At 66.9% G+C, this 17,090-nt stretch carries 19 protein-coding genes; 12 read left to right on the top strand and 7 right to left on the bottom strand.

The window, feature by feature from the left end:
• Positions 1 to 219 precede the first annotated feature (219 nt).
• The 5 genes from D578_RS0100570 to D578_RS0100590 all read right to left on the bottom strand — a co-directional run bounded on the left by D578_RS0100570 (position 220) and on the right by D578_RS0100590 (position 4,664).
• A complete protein-coding gene (locus tag D578_RS0100570; RefSeq protein WP_026289096.1) occupies positions 220 to 729 on the bottom strand; it encodes a thioredoxin fold domain-containing protein in 510 nt (169 codons plus the stop codon).
• 201 nt (positions 730 to 930) lie between these two features.
• Positions 931 to 1,572 carry an OmpA family protein gene (locus D578_RS0100575; protein ID WP_018948076.1) on the bottom strand — a complete coding sequence of 214 codons (642 nt, stop codon included), beginning with the start codon at positions 1,570 to 1,572 and terminating at the stop codon, positions 931 to 933.
• A gap of 450 nt (positions 1,573 to 2,022) precedes the next feature.
• Positions 2,023 to 3,687: a chaperonin GroEL gene (gene groL / locus D578_RS0100580; RefSeq protein WP_018948077.1), complete on the bottom strand. Its 1,665-nt coding sequence runs from the start codon at positions 3,685 to 3,687 to the stop codon at positions 2,023 to 2,025.
• 51 nt (positions 3,688 to 3,738) lie between these two features.
• Positions 3,739 to 4,029, bottom strand: coding sequence for a co-chaperone GroES (groES, locus tag D578_RS0100585; protein ID WP_018948078.1), 291 nt, complete (start codon positions 4,027 to 4,029; stop codon positions 3,739 to 3,741).
• A 152-nt stretch (positions 4,030 to 4,181) separates the two neighbouring features.
• Entirely contained in the window at positions 4,182 to 4,664 is a 483-nt protein-coding gene (locus D578_RS0100590; RefSeq protein ID WP_018948079.1) for an FxsA family protein, read from the bottom strand.
• A 207-nt stretch (positions 4,665 to 4,871) separates the two neighbouring features.
• On the opposite strand from D578_RS0100590, the gene D578_RS0100595 reads away from it, so the two are divergent.
• The 7 genes from D578_RS0100595 to ubiA all read left to right on the top strand — a co-directional run bounded on the left by D578_RS0100595 (position 4,872) and on the right by ubiA (position 11,828).
• Positions 4,872 to 5,411 (top strand): thioredoxin family protein, encoded by a 540-nt coding sequence (locus tag D578_RS0100595; protein WP_018948080.1) that lies wholly within the window; start codon positions 4,872 to 4,874, stop codon positions 5,409 to 5,411.
• Positions 5,412 to 5,444: 33 nt separating this feature from the next.
• Positions 5,445 to 6,821, top strand: a complete 1,377-nt coding sequence (locus D578_RS0100600; RefSeq protein ID WP_018948081.1) for a TolC family protein — start codon at positions 5,445 to 5,447, stop codon at positions 6,819 to 6,821.
• Positions 6,822 to 6,859: 38 nt separating this feature from the next.
• Positions 6,860 to 7,657 carry an efflux RND transporter periplasmic adaptor subunit gene (locus D578_RS0100605; RefSeq protein ID WP_018948082.1) on the top strand — a complete coding sequence of 266 codons (798 nt, stop codon included), beginning with the start codon at positions 6,860 to 6,862 and terminating at the stop codon, positions 7,655 to 7,657.
• Between the two features lie 3 nt (positions 7,658 to 7,660).
• Complete coding sequence (gene cutA, locus D578_RS0100610) at positions 7,661 to 8,002, top strand: divalent-cation tolerance protein CutA (protein ID WP_018948083.1); 342 nt, start codon at positions 7,661 to 7,663, stop codon at positions 8,000 to 8,002.
• On the top strand, positions 7,990 to 10,308 hold the full coding sequence (gene dsbD, locus D578_RS0100615; protein ID WP_018948084.1) for a protein-disulfide reductase DsbD: 2,319 nt from the start codon (positions 7,990 to 7,992) through the stop codon (positions 10,306 to 10,308). The genes cutA and dsbD overlap by 13 nt, the downstream gene beginning before the upstream one ends.
• A complete protein-coding gene (locus tag D578_RS0100620) occupies positions 10,305 to 10,871 on the top strand; it encodes a TlpA disulfide reductase family protein (RefSeq protein ID WP_042798303.1) in 567 nt (188 codons plus the stop codon). Before dsbD ends, D578_RS0100620 begins: the two co-directional genes overlap by 4 nt.
• An 87-nt stretch (positions 10,872 to 10,958) precedes the next feature.
• Positions 10,959 to 11,828 (top strand): 4-hydroxybenzoate octaprenyltransferase, encoded by an 870-nt coding sequence (gene ubiA / locus D578_RS0100625; RefSeq protein ID WP_018948086.1) that lies wholly within the window; start codon positions 10,959 to 10,961, stop codon positions 11,826 to 11,828.
• Between the two features lie 17 nt (positions 11,829 to 11,845).
• Here the strand turns inward: ubiA and D578_RS0100630 are convergent, their stop codons facing one another.
• Positions 11,846 to 12,400 carry a ComF family protein gene (locus tag D578_RS0100630; RefSeq protein ID WP_026289098.1) on the bottom strand — a complete coding sequence of 185 codons (555 nt, stop codon included), beginning with the start codon at positions 12,398 to 12,400 and terminating at the stop codon, positions 11,846 to 11,848.
• Between the two features lie 240 nt (positions 12,401 to 12,640).
• On the opposite strand from D578_RS0100630, the gene D578_RS0100635 reads away from it, so the two are divergent.
• From D578_RS0100635 to D578_RS16235, 5 genes are read left to right on the top strand one after another with little or no spacing between them, the layout of a single operon-like run.
• The gene (locus D578_RS0100635; protein ID WP_018948088.1) at positions 12,641 to 13,099 is read left to right on the top strand and encodes a hypothetical protein; all 459 of its coding nucleotides are present in this window, start codon (positions 12,641 to 12,643) and stop codon (positions 13,097 to 13,099) included.
• Positions 13,096 to 14,091: a biotin synthase BioB gene (bioB, locus tag D578_RS0100640; RefSeq protein WP_018948089.1), complete on the top strand. Its 996-nt coding sequence runs from the start codon at positions 13,096 to 13,098 to the stop codon at positions 14,089 to 14,091. Before D578_RS0100635 ends, bioB begins: the two co-directional genes overlap by 4 nt.
• 12 nt (positions 14,092 to 14,103) lie before the next feature.
• Positions 14,104 to 14,856 (top strand): class I SAM-dependent methyltransferase, encoded by a 753-nt coding sequence (locus D578_RS0100645; RefSeq protein ID WP_018948090.1) that lies wholly within the window; start codon positions 14,104 to 14,106, stop codon positions 14,854 to 14,856.
• On the top strand, positions 14,853 to 16,028 hold the full coding sequence (gene bioF / locus D578_RS0100650; RefSeq protein ID WP_018948091.1) for an 8-amino-7-oxononanoate synthase: 1,176 nt from the start codon (positions 14,853 to 14,855) through the stop codon (positions 16,026 to 16,028). Before D578_RS0100645 ends, bioF begins: the two co-directional genes overlap by 4 nt.
• A gap of 2 nt (positions 16,029 to 16,030) precedes the next feature.
• Positions 16,031 to 16,156 carry a hypothetical protein gene (locus D578_RS16235; protein ID WP_018948092.1) on the top strand — a complete coding sequence of 42 codons (126 nt, stop codon included), beginning with the start codon at positions 16,031 to 16,033 and terminating at the stop codon, positions 16,154 to 16,156.
• Positions 16,157 to 16,341: 185 nt separating this feature from the next.
• Here D578_RS16235 and radC read toward each other — a convergent pair whose 3' ends face one another.
• Positions 16,342 to 17,013 (bottom strand): DNA repair protein RadC, encoded by a 672-nt coding sequence (radC, locus tag D578_RS0100660; protein ID WP_018948093.1) that lies wholly within the window; start codon positions 17,011 to 17,013, stop codon positions 16,342 to 16,344.
• Positions 17,014 to 17,090: the final 77 nt, after the last annotated feature.

A 17,090-nucleotide genomic window follows, 5' to 3' on the forward strand; every position in this document is an offset into this window, starting at 1 on the left:
GCGCTGCGGATTGAAGGTCAAAGGCTTCATTCACCACGAAGCACACGAAGGCACGAAGAAAACAGCAGGGCGGTTGCACCCCAGAGGACACCAACCTCACGGAGACCCCCGGGCGTTCTCTCGGTGGCCGATAGACACTCGCGGTACGTCACCTGAAAACTCTTCCCAAGAGTCGCCCGTCATCGCGAGGAGCGAAGCGACGTGGCGATCAGCGCCTCCCTAGCTTGAGGTATCGCGAGCGCCGTTACGCGCGGCGTCGATGCGTACCCGGATCTGGCTGCGGTAGAGCTGTTCGTTGGGGATGCCCACCAGGGGACGCCCGACCGGCTGGCCCTCGGCATCGAACGCCATGATCGTCGGCACCACCCGCACGCCGTAGGCACGGCCCAGCTCACTGCCCAGCTTGGTCGTGCCGTCGAAATCGCGCACTTCTTCGCGATCCAGCATGACCTTGCGGATATTCACACCCTCGAGGGCCGGGTCCGCGGTCATCGGGCCGAGATAACGCTGTTCGGCACGATCACAGTAGGGACAGCTATTCGACGCGAACATGATCACAGTCGCCTTGCCATCGCCCTGGGCGCTCAGCGCCTGGAGGTCCGTTGAACGTTCGACGCCACCCGCCGCGACCGCAGTAGCCAGCAGCATGCCGACCAACAAGGCGCCGGAGCGCAGAAGCATCGGGCCGAACGGGGGGCGGGGAAGGTTCGTATTCGGGGTCATGGTCATCATGGATCCTCGGGTGTTTGGAACCAGTCTAGGGGCGCCACATTAACGCAAGCTGAAGAGCCATCAATCACCCTCCCGCCTCCGGCCGCCCCGAAGATTCGCCGAATGGCGCCCACGAGTTGCCCACAAAAAAGGCCCCGCCGGAGCGGGGCCTGGTTCCAACTCGCCGGCGAACCGGCGGTCAGGGTCTTGCGGGCAACCTTAGTCGGCGCGCTTGCGCACGTCGGAGGTCACTTCCACGCGGCGGTTGGCTTCGCGGCCTTCCTGGGTGGCGTTGTCGGCGGTCGGACGGTCTTCACCGTAGCCGACGGTGCGGATGTCGCCCTGACGCACGCCTTCGCTGGCCAGGAATTCGGTGACGGCCTGGGCGCGACGCTCGGACAGGCCCTGGTTGTAGTCGGCCGGGCCGATGGTGCAGGTGTGACCTTCGACCAGCACCGAGCTGTACTCGGCATCGTCGGAGGTCAGGCTGCGGGCCAGATCACGCAGGGCAGAACGGCCTTCAGAACGCAGATCAGCGCTGTCGAAGTCGAACAGGGCCTGGGCGCTCAGCGTGGTGGTGGTGAATTCCGGCTCCGGCTCCGGCGCCGGGGCAGCCGCCGGCTCGGGCTCGGGGGCCTCGGCAACTTCTTCGATGTAACCCGCGCAATGCGGGAACTTCACGTTTTCTTCCGTCCAGGAGCGCGTACGCACGCACTCGCCGGAACGATCCACGACAACCTTGCCGCTACGATCGGTCACGTTGGCGGCCGGCGGTTCCTGCGCGACAACCTGCCCGGCGGCGCCCAGCACCAGCGAGGCCACGGACGCGGCCAGAATATTCTTAACAAGCTTATGATTCATTGCATAGCCTCCTTGAAAAAACAATCGACGTCGGACCCGGCTTAGGACGCGTGACCAGCATGGTACGCGCCACAACCGCAATCCAAAGCAGCGAGCTGCTTGCGTCAAGCCCTCTACAGTACCCTTGATAGTGGCACACAAGTTCGGGTTTTGCACGCATCAGAACGCAAATTATGTGTCGACATCACAACGTCGTCACATTCCGTAAATTTCCGAAGATCCAGTGACTTTCGGCGCTGGTGTCTCGGCATTGCAACAGTCGGCACCCGAATCCCACAGGGATTTTCCAGCGAACTGTATTCCAACAGACACACAGTAACGCTATGGGTTCCGAGCACCCCAGATTCAGCACCGGAGTCGCGGCCCGAAATGGCGGCATGGGCCAGACAAAAAGACCCCGCCGAAGCGGGGTCCCAAGGTACATCAACGATGCACGGGTAAAGCGGCGAATTACATCATGCCGCCCATGCCACCCATGCCGCCCATGCCACCCATACCGCCCATGTCGTCGCCACCGGCGCCGCCACCGTCATCCTTCTTCGGGATGTCGGCAATCATGGCCTCGGTGGTGATCAGCAGGGAGGCGACCGACGCGGCGTTCTGCAGCGCGGAACGAGTCACCTTGGTCGGGTCCAGGATGCCCATGTCGATCATGTCGCCGAACTCGCCGCTTGCTGCGTTGTAGCCGTAGTTGCCCTTGCCTTCCAGGACCTGATTCAGGACCACGGACGGCTCGTCACCGGAGTTGTAGACGATCTGGCGCAGCGGCTCTTCCATCGCACGACGGCAGATGTTGATGCCGGCGGTCTGCTCGTCGTTGTCACCCTTGAGCTTGGTGATCGCGGCGCAGGCACGCAGCAGGGCCACGCCACCGCCGGGAACCACGCCTTCTTCCACTGCCGCACGCGTAGCGTGCAGGGCGTCTTCGACGCGGGCCTTCTTCTCCTTCATCTCGATCTCGGTTGTAGCACCGACCTTGATCACGGCCACACCGCCGGCCAGCTTGGCCACGCGTTCCTGCAGCTTTTCCTTGTCGTAGTCGGAGCTCGCTTCCTCGATCTGCGCACGGATCTGGTCGACGCGGCCCTTGATGTCCTCGTTGGAACCCATGCCGTCGATGATCGTGGTGTTTTCCTTGGTCACCTGCACCTTCTTGGCGCGGCCCAGGTCTTCCACCGTGGTCTTCTCCAGCGACAGGCCGACCTCTTCCGAGATCACCTGGCCGCCGGTCAGCACGGCGATATCCTGCAGCATGGCCTTGCGGCGATCACCGAAGCCCGGGGCCTTCACGGCGGCGACCTTGACGATGCCGCGCATGGAGTTGACCACCAGGGTCGCCAGGGCTTCGCCCTCGATGTCCTCGGCGATGATCAGCAGCGGCTTGTTGGCCTTGGCCACGCCTTCCAGGATCGGCAGCAGATCACGGATATTCGCGATCTTCTTGTCGAACAGCAGGATGAAGGCGTCTTCCAGCTCGGCGCTCATGTTCTGCTGGTTGTTGATGAAGTAGGGCGACAGGTAGCCGCGATCGAACTGCATGCCTTCCACGACATCCAGCTCGTTATCCAGCGAGGAGCCTTCCTCGACGGTGATCACGCCTTCCTTGCCGACCTTATCCATCGCATCGGCGATGATCTCACCGATTGCGATGTCGGAGTTCGCGGAGATCGAGCCCACCTGGGCGATCGCCTTGTGCTCGGTGCACGGCTTGGAGAGATTCTTCAGCTCTTCGGTAGCCGCCTTCACGGCCTTGTCGATGCCGCGCTTGAGGTCCATCGGGTTCATGCCGGCGGTGACCGCCTTCATGCCTTCGCGAACGATGGACTGGGCCAGCACGGTCGCGGTGGTGGTGCCGTCGCCGGCGGTGTCGGAGGTCTGCGAGGAGACTTCCTTGACCAGCTGGGCGCCCATGTTCTCGAACTTGTCTTCCAGCTCGATTTCCTTGGCCACGGACACGCCGTCCTTGGTCACGGTCGGGGCACCAAAGGCCTTGTCCAGGACCACGTTACGGCCCTTCGGACCGAGGGTGACCTTCACGGCGTTAGCCAGGGTGTTCACGCCCTTGGCCATGCGGGTACGGGCGTCGGTACCAAAGCGTACTTCTTTAGAGCTCATGATTCGTTCTACTCCTGAAAATTCGTGTTAGACGGTCGCGGTTCGGGGCGTTCAACCCTCGATGACGGCCATGATGTCGTCTTCGCGCATCACGAGGACTTCGTCGCCTTCGACCTTGACCTCGGTGCCGGAGTACTTGCCGAACAGGACCGTGTCCCCGGCCTTCACGTCCAGGGGACGGGCTTCGCCGTTGTCCAGGATCTTGCCGTTGCCTACTGCAACCACTTCGCCACGGATCGGCTTCTCGGCCGCGGAATCCGGGATCACGATGCCGCCGGGGGTGGTGCGTTCTTCTTCCATACGCTTCACGATGACTCGATCGTGCAAAGGACGCAGGTTCATGGCGCGAACTCCTTAATAAAATGTCTCAAACAGGAAAATTGGTTTGTCGGGCAGGCACCCTGTTAGCACCCGCCCCTGACGAGTGCTAATAATAGGGGCACACGAGGGCGAGTCAAGAGCGCGCGTTACGAAAGCGGGGCCAGAAACGTGAATCAGCGACGGTCGTCGTGGTCCAGCCGGTCGTCGGGCGCCTCGGTGCGGTCGTCGTGTTGGCGGAATTCGCCCTCGATGGTACCGCCGCCCTGCGGCCCGCCAGGGCCGCCGGTACGCGTGCGGACCATGCCGCGGCGCAGGATGCCGGCCGCCGCCCAGCGCCGCAGCGGCGGAATCAACAGCACGAAGCCGGCGGCATCGGTAAAGAACCCCGGCAGCAACAGCAGCACCGCGGCCGACATCAGCAGCCAGCCCTCGACCAGCCCGCGCGCCGGAACCTTCCCCTGCGCCAGGCTTTGTTGCAGCCGCCGCCAATGGTAGAAGCCCTGCAATCGGAACAACATCAGCCCGGCCGCCGCCGTGACGATCACCAGCACCACCGTCATCAGGGCGCCTACGGCATCACCTACCCAGGCGAAGCCGAAGATCTCGAGCAGCACCAGACCGAGAAAGACAAACAGGGGAAAGAGGGGGTTGCGCATCGAAGGGGTTCCGCAGATCAGGCCTGTTTATTGGAACATGCGCCCCGGGTGGTGTCGATTGGAACCCCGCTGATACGCGGATACTCCAACAATCAGGCACCCGCGGGGAGCCCGGCCCCTTTTCCTTGCACGACAAAGGGAATTAAGCCAGTCTCCTGCACGTCATTGGTGCATACGGCTATCTACATATTCGGAGAGTGACCGCTCATGTTGCGTAATCCCATCCTGATGCTGGTCCTGCTGGCCTTCCTTGTCCCGGCTCTGGCAACCGCCGCCGTGGAAGACCCGCGCGATCCGACACACCACTTTTTCGACCCGACCTTCGGCGAATTCCCCGAAGAACTGGAAGAAGCGCGCGCGGCCGGCAAGAAAGGCATCCTGATCTTTTTCGAGATGGCCGACTGCCCGTTCTGCCACCGCATGAAGAACCAGGTACTGAACCAGCCCGAGGTCCAGGAGTACTTCAGCGAGCACTTCCGGGTGTTTAGCGTAGATGTCGAGGGCGCCATCGAGATCGTCACCTTCGAGGGTGAGACCAAGACCCAGATGGACTGGGCCACCCGCGACTACCGGGTGCGCGCCACACCGGTGTTCCAGTTCTTCAACCTGGAGGGCGAGCCCATCGCCCGCTTCATCGGCGCCACCCGCGACTCCCGCGAATTCCTGCAGCTGGGCGAATTCGTCGCCGAGGGGCACTACAAGGACCAGAACTTCACGCGCTTCAAGCGCGAGCAAGACGGCCGTTAACCCTTACTCGTTTACTCCGAGGATCGACGCCTGATGCCGCCGATGCACCCCCGCTCGCGCCGCACCGGCCGCCGGCAGCCGCTGGCTTGCCTGCTGCTGGCCAGCCTGCTCCTGTGGCCCCTGGCCGGACCGGCGACCGCACAGGATGCCGGCGGCGCGGCCGACCTCGGCCCTCTGCCCAACCCGATGCGGGTGGGCGACGCCCTGGATCGGGTCGACGCCCTGCACCCACGGGTGCGCCAGGCGCGCGCCGACCGTGAACAGGCCCGCGCCGCCCTGGAGGCGACTCGAGCCGAGCGCGACGTCACCGTGAACGCGCGGCTCGAGGCCCGCTGGATCGAGCCCAACGATCGGGTCGAGGACCGCACCCGCAACGACTCCCGCGCCGCCATCGTCGCGCGCAAGCTGCTGAGCGACTTCGGCCAGTCCCATGCGCGCGAATCCGCCAGCGAGCAGCGCCTGGAGGCCGCCCACCAACAGGAAGCGCTGACCCATGCCCGTCACCGCATCCACGTCCTCGAGCGCTACTTCGACGTGCTGCTGGCGGATCTCGCCTTCGCTCGCGACACCGAGGCCATGGCCGCCGCCTACGTATCCAAGGAACGGGCCGAGGAGCGCAACCAGCGCGGCCAGGTCTCGGACATCGAAGTCTTCCGCCTGGAATCCGAATACCAGACCCTGCGGGTGCAACGTACCCGCGCCCTGCAGGACCAGGCCCGGACCCGGGCCGCGCTGGCCGAGGCCCTGAACCGCCCGGACCGGCGCGTGCGCACCGTTCTCGCCCCCATGCTGCCACTCGATCTGCCCGAGCTGCCCGAGCTGGATGCGCTGCTGGCCGAACTCGACAACACCAGCCCGCGCCTGATGGCCGAGCGCCGCCACGTCGAGGCCGCGAGCCGCGAGGTGGCGGCCTCGCGCGCGCAGCGGCGTCCGCGCCTGTACGCCGAGGCCGAATCCGGCTGGTGGCACCGCGACCTGGGTGGCGGCGACCGCAACCCGTTCGCCGCCGGCCTGGTCCTGGAGATCCCGCTATACGAGGGCCGGCGCCACGACAGCCGGGTCGGCCAGGCGGTCGCCGCCCGCCATCGGGCCGAGGCCGAACTGGGCGAGGCACGCATCGAGGCGCGCAACCGCCTGCGCGAGCTGTACGACGAGATCCGCGCACTGCAGACTCAGCGCGACGAAGCCGCCTGGCGCATGGACTACCGAGAGCTGTACATCGACCGCGCGCGTTACCTGTACGACATCGAGGACCAGGCCGACCTGGGCGACTCGATGGTCCAGCAAAGTGCCGCGGCGCATTTCAATGCGGGCACCGAATTCCAACTGGCCCTGGCCTACGAACGCCTGGCCCTGCTGAGCGGCCGCGACGAGCTGAGCCCGTTCCGCGCCACCGACGAAAACCCTTGAGCCACCGGCCCGCCGGCGACCAGACGGGAGACCTGTACATGCCCCGCGCATTCCATGCCCCATCCCTGCTGACCACCGGCGGCCTGCTGGCCCTGCTCGCCCTGGCGCCCACGCCTCTGCTGGCCGAGGAAGGCTTCGCGGCCCAACTCGACTGGGGCGAGCGCCACCGCATTACCGCCCCGATCGCGGGCCGCATCGAGGCAATCGAGGCCCGCGCCGGCGACCGGGTCGAGGCCGACGCCGTACTGTTCCGGCTGGATACCCGACGCGGCGATGCCGACCTGCGCGCTGCCCGCGCCACCATGGAGCGCCTGCAGATGGAGCTGGACGAGGCCGAACGCGAGCGTGACAAGGCCGAGGATCTCTACGACCAGACCCTGATCGCCGCCCGCGAACTGGAGCTAGCGCGCATCGATTACGCGACCGTCGCGGCGCGCCTAGCCGAGGCCCGCGCCCAGCGCGACCGTATCCGCGCCGACCTCGAGGACGCGACCATCCGCGCCCCGACCAGCGGGCGCCTGGTGCGGATCGACGCCAACACGGGGCAGTACGTCAATCCGGCACTGCTGCCGCCGGTCCTGGCGATCCTCGGTACCATCGACCCGATGCGCGCCGTGGCCACGGTCCCGGCCGCCACCGCCGCCAGCCTGGAACCCGGGGAGACCGTCACGGTCGTAGTCGGCGACCATCGTCTTTCCGGCACCATTGCGACCATCGGCTGGGAGCCGACCGGCGAGGAACCCGATCGCGGCTACCGCGTCGAGGTCGAATTCTCGCCGCCGGACGACACACCGCTGCGCCCGGGTCAGCATGCACGGATCGAACGGGACTCCTGATTTATGAGCAACGAGCAGTCGCCATCCAGTGCCCGCGCCTGGCTGGTCATTACCACGCTCGACGACCCGGACACGGCGGACGCCCTGGCCGGCGCCCTGGTGAAACAGGGCCTGGCCGCGTGCGTGCATATCCTGCCGCCCGGACGCTCGGTCTACATGTGGAAAGGGAATATCGAGATCGACTCCGAAGTCACTCTACTGATCAAGACCTCGCCCGCACGCCTGAACGAACTCCAGGCGCAGCTCGCGGACCAACACCCCTACGACACACCCGAGATCATCGCCCTGCCGATTGAACGCGGGCTGCCCGATTACCTGGACTGGATAACGCAATGCACCTCCTGAATCCGCGCACCTGGCTGGCAACCCTGCTGGTCGCATTCCTGCTGACCCCCGGACTGACGCACGCCATCTTCGAGGATGACCTGCTGGACCCGGACGACGCCTTCGCCCTGAGCGCCGAGGCGATCGACGCCGACACCGTACGGCTGACCTGGGACATCGCGGACGAGTACTACATGTACCGCGAACAGTTCGACTTCACCCCGGAGAGCGACGGGCTGGAACTGGGCGAGGCCGAAATCCCGGACGGCGAGGTCAGCGAGGACGAATTCTTCGGGCGCGTCGAGACCTATCGCGGACAGGTACAGGTGGAGCTGCCGATCAAGGCGGCCGACAGCACCCGCATCGAGCTGACTGCGCGGTCGCAAGGCTGTGCCGACCTGGGCGTGTGCTACCCGCCGCATTTCCAGACCGTGTCCATCGAGCTGCCTGGCCTGCCCAGCGGCAATGGCGAGACCCGCGCGGACGAAGAGGCCGAGCAAGAACGCAGCGCGCTGGGTGACCTGGGCAGCCTGTCCGGCGACCTCGGCGCCGCCGATGACCTGCTGGAACCGGAGAAGGCCTTTGCCGCCTCGCTGGAGGCGATCAGTCAGAACGCGGCGATCCTGCGCTTCGACATTGCCGAGGGATACTATCTCTACCGCGAGCAGCTGGGTGTGCGGATCGCCGAGGGCGACGGCATCGAGCTTGGACCGATCAACCCACCGGATGGCGAGCTGCAGGAAGACGAGTTCTTTGGCGAGAGCCAGGTCTACCGTGGCCAGGTGGAGATCCTTGTTCCGATCCTGCGCGATGATGATGACGTCTCCGAGATCACCCTGGCGATCGACTATCAGGGCTGCGCCGACGCCGGCGTGTGCTACCCGCCACTGACCCAGGAGGCCTCGGTCTCCTTTGCTGCCGACCTGGCCGCCGAGGCCGACACCGACGCCCTGCCGGAGACCGGCGAGGCGGCCCCGGAAGACGACGAGGCCGCGGCACCGGTCACCCAGCAGGACCGCATCGCGGCCCAGCTGGCGGACGGCCAGATCTGGCTGGTGGCCCTGGCCTTCTTCGGCTTCGGGCTGCTGCTAACCTTCACCCCCTGCGTGTTCCCGATGATCCCGATCCTGTCGAACATCATCGTCGGGCAGAAGAACCTGACCACACGCAAGGCATTCCTGATCTCGCTGGTGTTCGTGCTGGCAATGGCGCTGACCTACACCATTGCCGGGGTATTCGCGGGCCTCGCGGGTGCCAACCTGCAGGCGGCTTTCCAGAACCCCTGGATTATCGGGACCTTCGTGGCCATCTTCATCGCGCTGGCGATGTCGATGTTCGGCTTCTACGAGCTGCAGATGCCGGCCGGCGTGCAGAGCAAGCTGTCGCAGATCAGCAACAAGCAGGAAGGCGGCACCTACCTCGGCGCCGGCATCATGGGCTTCCTTTCCGCCCTGATCGTCGGTCCCTGCGTGACCGCGCCGCTGATCGGGGCTCTGCTCTACATCAGCCACACTGGCGATGCGGTCCTGGGCGGGATCGCGCTGTTCGCGCTGAGCATGGGCATGGGGGCGCCGCTGCTGGTCATCGGCACCTCCGCCGGGCGCCTGCTGCCGAAGGCCGGGCCGTGGATGGACACCATCAAGGCGGTGTTCGGGATCGGCCTGCTGGCCATCGGCATCTGGCTGCTCGAACGGGTGATCCCGGGCGAGCTCGCGATGTTCCTGTGGGCCATCCTGCTGATCGTGACCGCCGTCTACATGGGCGCGCTGCGGACCCTGCCGGACAATGCCTCCGGCTGGTACAGCCTGTGGAAGGGCCTGGGCGTAGTGCTCCTGATCTACGGCGTGCTGCTGATGCTCGGCGCGGCCACCGGCGGCAAGGACATCTTCCGCCCGCTGGCCACGCTCAACCAGCCCGCGGTGACGGCCACCGGCGAGCAGTCCGGACCGACGGAGATGGCGTTCACCTACGTCGACAGCCTGGAGGACGTGGAGCGCGAAGTGGCCCGGGCCCGCGAAAACGGTCAGCCCGTGTTCCTCGACTTCTACGCCGACTGGTGCGTGGACTGCGTGCGCCTGGACCGCACCACCTTCCAAGACCCGCGCGTGCTCCGAGCGATGGGCGACGTGCACCTGCTGAAGGCCGACGTGACCGACAACACCTCCGAGCACCGCGACCTGATGCGTCACTTCAACCTGTTCGGGCCGCCGGCGATGATCTTCTATGACCGCGACGGCAACGAGCTGCCCAACTACCGCAATGTCGGCTACCTGAATGCCGACCGCTTCCTGGCACACGTGGAAAGCGCCATCGGGGTGACGCCATGAACCACCGTACACACGCACTCGCAGGCCTGGCAGTCGCCACGGCCAGTGCATTCATCCTGACAGCCTGCGGCGACCCGGAACCCGAGATGGACGCGGGCGGGGCCTCCGCCAACGCAGCGACCGAGGTCGCCAACCAGGAGAGCCCGGGTGCTCAGCGCATCGACTTCGCCTTGCCGGATCTCGCGGGTGAAGAACGCCAGTTAAGCGAGTGGGACGGCGACCTGATCGTGCTGAACTTCTGGGCCACCTGGTGCCCGCCCTGCAAGAAGGAGATGCCGCTGTTCCAGGACACCTATGATGCCAACCGCGAGGACGGCTTTACCATCGTTGCGGTCGCAGTGGACGAACAGACAGCCACGCAGCATTTCGTCGACGATTTCGGCATCGGATTCCCGGTGCTGATCGGCCAGGACGACGCGGTCGCGATTGGCCGGAAATACGGCAACCGCATCGGCGCCCTGCCCTACACCGTCCTGATCGCCCGTGACGGCACCATCCTCGACACCCACCGCGGCGAGGTGGAGCCCGCTGACCTGGATGGCTGGCTGGAGGCGCACCTGTAACGCCCCCACAAGGACGCCAGGGGAGACGCTGATCAACTCGCACGGCCGCGGGACCCTTCCGCAACAAGGCTGGTAAGCTTGGCCGCCATGACCGAGCGCGAACGCCTGTGGGAACTCGCCCGCCTGATCCGGCTGGATCGCCCGGTGGGCATCTACCTGCTGCTGTGGCCCACCTTCTGGGCCCTGTGGGTGGCCGCCGAGGGCTGGCCGCCGGCCTATCTGATCTTCATCTTTGCCGCCGGCGTGGTCCTGATGCGCTCGGCCGGTTGCGCGATCAACGACTACGCCGACCGCGACTTCGACGGCCATGTGGCGCGTACCCGCGACCGGCCGCTGACGCTGGGTACCATCACCCCGCGCGAGGCCTTGGGCACCTTCGTAGCGCTCAGCGTGGTCGCCTTCGTACTGGTGCTGTTCACCAATGTCCTGACCATCCTGTATTCCCTGGTGGCCGTGGCACTGGCCGGCACCTACCCGTTCTCCAAGCGCTTCCACCACTTCCCGCAGGTCCACCTGGGCGCCGCCTTTGCCTGGGCCGTGCCGATGGCCTTCACCGCGGTCACCGGCGAGCACCCGCCCGAAGTGGCCTGGCTGTTGTTCGTGACTGTGCTGGCGTGGACGGTGGTGTATGACACCTTCTACGGCATGGTGGATCGCGAAGACGACCTGAAGATCGGGGTGAAATCCACGGCCATCGCGTTCGGCGAGCTCGACCGTCTGATCACCGGCGGGCTGCAGGTGCTCGTGTGGCTGGGGCTTTATCTCGTCGGCCAGCACGCCGATTTCGGTGGCTATTACACCGCCGGGCTGGTGATAGTCGCGATGCTGATGTTCTACCAGCAGTTCCTGATCTTCGAGCGCGAGCCCGCCGACTGCCTGCGCGCGTTCAAGAACAACCACTACCTGGGTGCCGTGGTGCTGCTGGCGATGATTGCCGACCACCACCTGGGGGCCTGAATGCCGAGCCCGGCCCCTCAGGCGCGCGCGAGGACCAGCCCCTCCACGCGTGCGGCACCCGCCCGGCGCAGCACTTCGGCCAGTGCGGCCAACGTCGCGCCCGTGGTCGCCACGTCATCCACCACCAGCACGTATCGGCCGGCCAGACTCGGCCCGTCCCAGGCGAAGGCGCCCCGGACATTACGCCGGCGCGCCTTGCGACCCAGTGCCTGCTGCGAATCGGTCGCGCGGATGCGCCGCAGTCCGCGGGTGTCCAGCGGGACATCCAGTACCCCCGCCACACGCCGCGCCAGGTAGTCCGACTGATTGAAGCCCCGCTCGCGCAGCCGCTTGCCATGCAGCGGCACGGGGAGCACCCGATCGGGCGAATCGCCTTTCTCGCCCACCAGACGGCCCGCCATCTGCTCCGCCAGGGCCGCGAGGATGCGTTCGGCCCGTGCATTGGCGCCGTGCTTGTAGGCGAGGATCAGCTGGTCCAGCGGCCAGGCATAGGCCCAGCCGGCATGCAGCGCATCCAGGACCGGCGCCCGACGGATACAGGCCGGGCATACTCCGGCTACCGGCAAGGGCAACGCACAGGTGGGACAGGGGTGCTCGAGCCGCGGAAGATCCGCCCGGCACCCCGCACAGATCGCCGGTCCGGGCGCCAGGCACAGTCCGCACTGGCCGGGATACAGGGCCTCTCCGAGCCAGTCGACGCAGGCCGCAGCCCGGGCCTGCAAGCGGGCGGCCGAAGACCGCCTGGAAACGGGGCGCGATGAAGGGTCCGGGGCCATAATGGTATGCTCTGGTTTTTGCATGCAGGGTAGACCATGGCCACCAGGACCGTCTCCGGGCGCAGCTCGCGGCGCGCCGCGTCGATGTTCGATATCGGCAACCTGATCAGCGTGTCGATTGCCGGCATCCCGCTGTTCCTGGTGAGCAGCGAGGGCGTCGGGGTCGGCTTCATCATCGCCGCGATCATGGGCATCGTCCCGCTAGTGCTTTGGTTTGGCGGCTCGATGCTGGTCTATGCCCTGAACAAGCACCACCCCGATCCGCGCGTCGGCCACCACACCCAATGGGCCGCCTATCGCTACTACGCCCTGATGGGCCTGCTGATCGGGGTCGCCACCTTCTTTCCTCCGGATCTGGCCTACTACCGCGCCTACTGGGCGGTGGCCGCGGCCATCCTGCTGCCGTGGACGATCTACGCCCTGTTCACCATCTATCGCGAGCCCTGGGCGGATGTCGAGATCCCGGCCGAGGCCGACCAGGAGCACCACCTATGAGCACGCCCCGCCACGACTGGAACACCAACGAGGTCGAAGCACTGCTCGACCTGCCCCTGAACGACCTGATCTTCCGCGCGCAGACGGTCCACCGCGAACACTTCGATCCGAACGCGGTACAGGTCAGCACACTGCTGTCGATCAAGACCGGGGCCTGCCCCGAGGATTGCGCCTACTGCCCGCAAAGCGCGCACCACGAGGTCGAGATCGAGCGCGAACGCCTGCTGCCGCTGGACGAGGTGCTGGAGGCGGCGCGCAACGCCCGCGCCCAGGGTGCGACCCGCTTCTGCATGGGCGCGGCATGGCGCAACCCCACTGACAAGAACCTGGAGCGCGTGATCGAGATGGTCCGCGCGGTGAAGGACGAGGGTCTCGAGACCTGCATGACCCTCGGCATGCTGAAGGCCGAGCAGGCCAAACGCCTGTCCGAGGCGGGACTGGACTACTACAACCACAACCTCGACACCTCGCCGGAGTTCTACGGTCACATCATCTCGACGCGCACCTACGACGACCGCCTCGAGACCCTGGAGCACGTACGCGAGGCGGGCATGAACGTCTGCTGCGGCGGCATCCTCGGCATGGGCGAGTCGCGCCGCGATCGCGCGCGCCTCCTGCAACAGATGGCGAACCTGCCAAAACACCCGGAGTCGGTGCCGATCAACCAGCTGATCCAGGTCGAGGGCACGCCGCTGCACGGCATCGAGGACCTGGACCCGCTGGAGTTCGTGCGTACCATCGCGGCCACCCGCATCCTGATGCCGGCCTCCTACGTGCGCCTGTCCGCCGGGCGCACCGAGATGTCCGACGAGATGCAGGCCCTGTGCTTCCTCGCCGGTGCCAACTCGCTGTTCTATGGCGACACCCTGCTGACCACGCCAAACCCCGGCGAGAACCACGACCTCGCACTGTTCGAGCGCCTGGGCCTGCGCCCGGAAACCGGCCCGGAAGCCCCCGCGAAATCGGACCAGCCCGCCTCCGCGTCGGCCTGAGCCAGACCGGCGGTGAGCGGCGGCTTCCCCGACCATTTCTCGGCGGTGGCTACCGACTACGCCCGCCATCGCCCGGACTACCCCGCCGAGCTGTTTGACTGGCTGGCGGTGCGTACCCCGCGGCACGCACGCGCGTGGGACTGTGCCAGCGGCAACGGTCAGGCCGCGCGGGGTCTGGCACCGCACTTCTCGCACGTCATCGCCACGGATGCCGCCCCGGCACTACTGGCCGCGCTGCCGGGCGATACCGGGATCGACCGTGTCGCCTGCGCCGCCGAGGCCTGTGCACTGGCCGATGACTCTATCGACCTGGCCTGTGTCGCCCAGGCTGCGCACTGGTTCCGTCACACCGAGTTCCACGACGAGGTCGCCCGCGTCCTGCGCCCGGGCGGGCTGCTGGCGATCTGGGGCTACGGCGTGCTGCGCGCCGAGGACCCGGCGCTGGACCACCTGCTGATCGACTTTCACGATGCCACCCTGGCCCCCTGGTGGCCAGAAGAGCGCCAGCACATCCGCCGCCACTACCGCGACCTCCCGTTCCCCTGGCCCGAGCTCGAAACGCCCGAGTTTCACATCGAGCGCGTATGGGATCGCACCACCCTGCTTGGCTATCTCGGTACCTGGTCCGCGATCCGCCGCGCCCGCGCCGCCGGCCAGGACCCACTGGCTGCGCTGGCGCCGGCCCTGCAAGCACTGTGGTCAAATCCGAGCATGCCGGCGCGGGTGCACTGGCCGATCTTTCTGCGCGCGGGCCTGCGCCCATGAGCGACTCGCTGGATCACTACCTGGAGAAACGCCTGAACGCCGTGCGCGACGCCGGACTCTGGCGCCACACCCGCATCCTCGATGGCCCGCAACGCCCCGAACAGGTCATCGACGGCCACCGCGTGATTGCCTTCTGCTCCAACGACTACCTGGGCCTCGCCGGCGACCCGGCGGTCGCCGCGGCCGCTCACGCGGCGCTCGACCAGTACGGTGTCGGCGCTGGTGCGGCCCACCTGATCAACGGCCACACCCGCGCCCACGACGAACTGGAACAGGCCCTGGCCCGCTTCACCGGACGCGAGCGGGCACTCGTCTTCTCCACCGGCTACATGGCCAACCTCGCCCTGGTCCAGACCCTGGTCGGTCGCCACGACATCGTCTTCGAGGACCGCCTGAACCACGCCTCGCTGATCGATGCCGTGCGTCTGTCGGGCGCGCGCAGCCAGCGCTACCGCCACGCCGACCCCGAGCACCTGCGCGCGCGTCTGGAGAAGGCGCCAACCAACAGCCAGCGCCTGATCGTCACCGACGGCGTGTTCTCCATGGATGGCGACATCGCCCCGCTACCGGAACTCGCCGCCCTGGCGCGCGAGTACGATGCCTGGCTGATGGTGGACGACGCCCACGGCCTGTCGGTGCTGGGCGAGACCGGCGGCGGCAGTTGCCAGCACTTCGGCCTCGGCGCGGACAACGTCCCGATCCTGATGGGGACGCTGGGCAAGGGCTTCGGCACGGCCGGGGCCTTCGTTGCGGGCTCCGAGCATCTGATCGAGACCCTGATCCAGACCGCCCGCCCCTACATCTACACCACCGCGATGCCAGCCGCCCTGGCCGCCGCCACCCTGGCCTCGGTGCGGATCGCCGCGACCGCACAGGACCGCCGCGAGCATCTGCAACGCCTGTTGCAGATGCTCGGCGACGGCCTGGATCGGCTCGGCTTGCCACACCCGCCACCGGTCACACCCATCCAGCCCGTCACCCTGGGCACCGCCACTCGCGCCAGCGCCGTCGCCGAGCGCCTGTTCGAGGCCGGCTTCCTGGTCCCCGCGATCCGCCCCCCGACCGTCCCGGAAGGCGAGGCCCGCCTGCGCATCACCCTGTCCGCCGCCCACACCCAAATGCAGGTCGACGCACTGCTGCAGGCGCTGGAACGCGCCCTCGATCAGACCTAGACGTGACTCTGCGCAAACGCCGCAACCGCAACAACGGCAGCCGCGGCTTCGAGATGACCATCGACGGCCAGAGCCACACCGGCACCGCGTGCCCAGACGAACCCGGCCACAGGGAGATCCGCGGATAGACCCAGTTGCGGACGATCCACCAACCGTCATTGCGAGGAAGCAATCGCCATCCGGATGCCCCCGGGCAGATTATTGGCAGATTGCCTACCCCGGCAGATTGCTTCGTCGCCTTCGGCACTTCGCAATGACGACTTGGTCGTCTCACCGCGTTGCAGCGCGGACGTGTGAATGAATCAACGTCGCCCTAAAGCTCGCCGCGTTCGGCGAGGGAGACGGTCTCGTCGGCGATGATTACGTGGTCGAGGACGCGGATGTCGACCAGCCCCAGGGCCTCGGCCAGGCGGCGGGTGATGGCGACGTCCGAACGTGACGGCTCGGCCACGCCCGATGGGTGGTTATGGGCCAGGATGACGGCGGCCGCGTTGTGGTGCAGGGCGCGGCGCACGACCTCGCGCGGGTGCACCGAGGCGCCGTCGATGGTGCCGCGAAAGAGCTCCTCGAACGCGATCACCCGGTGACGGTTGTCCAGGAACAGGACGCCAAAGACCTCGAACGGATAGTCGCGCAGGCGCGCCGCAAGAAACTGGCGAGTGGTCGCGGGCGAGGTCAGGGCATCGCCACGCTCGAGGTCCGCGGCCAGGTGCCGCCGCCCCATCTCCAGCACGGCCTGGAGCTGGGCGTACTTGGCCGCACCCAGTCCCGGCGCCGCGCAGAACCCGGCCTGATCGGCCTGTAACAGCGGCCGCAGCCCACCGAAGCGGCTGAGCAGATCCCGCGCGAGATCGACCGCGCTCTTGCCGGCCACGCCGGTGCGCAGAAAGATTGCCAGCAGCTCCGCATCCGACAGCGCAGCCGCGCCGCGCTCGATCAGCTTTTCCCGCGGGCGCTCGGCCGCGGGCCAGTCGGTAATCGCCATCACCACCTCCCTGTGGTTGCGTTACGTTCGATTTTTTCGGTCCGGGTCCGCCTCCGCGGAATGCGTCACCCAATGAA

This window comes from Thioalkalivibrio sp. ALMg11 (assembly GCF_000377905.1).
Taxonomy (GTDB): domain Bacteria; phylum Pseudomonadota; class Gammaproteobacteria; order Ectothiorhodospirales; family Ectothiorhodospiraceae; genus Thioalkalivibrio.

Excerpts from the sequence above, each read along its gene's own strand:
- D578_RS0100635 (WP_018948088.1), top strand. The coding sequence starts at position 12,641 with ATGGCCACCAGGACCGTCTCCGGGCGCAGCTCGCGGCGCGCCGCGTCG.
- bioB (WP_018948089.1), top strand. The coding sequence starts at position 13,096 with ATGAGCACGCCCCGCCACGACTGGAACACCAACGAGGTCGAAGCACTG.
- ubiA (WP_018948086.1), top strand. The coding sequence starts at position 10,959 with ATGACCGAGCGCGAACGCCTGTGGGAACTCGCCCGCCTGATCCGGCTG.
- dsbD (WP_018948084.1), top strand. The coding sequence starts at position 7,990 with ATGCACCTCCTGAATCCGCGCACCTGGCTGGCAACCCTGCTGGTCGCA.
- radC (WP_018948093.1), bottom strand. The coding sequence starts at position 17,013 with ATGGCGATTACCGACTGGCCCGCGGCCGAGCGCCCGCGGGAAAAGCTG.
- bioF (WP_018948091.1), top strand. The coding sequence starts at position 14,853 with ATGAGCGACTCGCTGGATCACTACCTGGAGAAACGCCTGAACGCCGTG.
- D578_RS0100600 (WP_018948081.1), top strand. The coding sequence starts at position 5,445 with ATGCCGCCGATGCACCCCCGCTCGCGCCGCACCGGCCGCCGGCAGCCG.
- D578_RS0100570 (WP_026289096.1), bottom strand. The coding sequence starts at position 729 with ATGACCATGACCCCGAATACGAACCTTCCCCGCCCCCCGTTCGGCCCG.
- D578_RS0100575 (WP_018948076.1), bottom strand. The coding sequence starts at position 1,572 with ATGAATCATAAGCTTGTTAAGAATATTCTGGCCGCGTCCGTGGCCTCG.
- groL (WP_018948077.1), bottom strand. The coding sequence starts at position 3,687 with ATGAGCTCTAAAGAAGTACGCTTTGGTACCGACGCCCGTACCCGCATG.
- D578_RS0100595 (WP_018948080.1), top strand. The coding sequence starts at position 4,872 with ATGTTGCGTAATCCCATCCTGATGCTGGTCCTGCTGGCCTTCCTTGTC.
- D578_RS0100605 (WP_018948082.1), top strand. The coding sequence starts at position 6,860 with ATGCCCCGCGCATTCCATGCCCCATCCCTGCTGACCACCGGCGGCCTG.
- groES (WP_018948078.1), bottom strand. The coding sequence starts at position 4,029 with ATGAACCTGCGTCCTTTGCACGATCGAGTCATCGTGAAGCGTATGGAA.
- D578_RS0100590 (WP_018948079.1), bottom strand. The coding sequence starts at position 4,664 with ATGCGCAACCCCCTCTTTCCCCTGTTTGTCTTTCTCGGTCTGGTGCTG.
- D578_RS0100620 (WP_042798303.1), top strand. The coding sequence starts at position 10,305 with ATGAACCACCGTACACACGCACTCGCAGGCCTGGCAGTCGCCACGGCC.
- cutA (WP_018948083.1), top strand. The coding sequence starts at position 7,661 with ATGAGCAACGAGCAGTCGCCATCCAGTGCCCGCGCCTGGCTGGTCATT.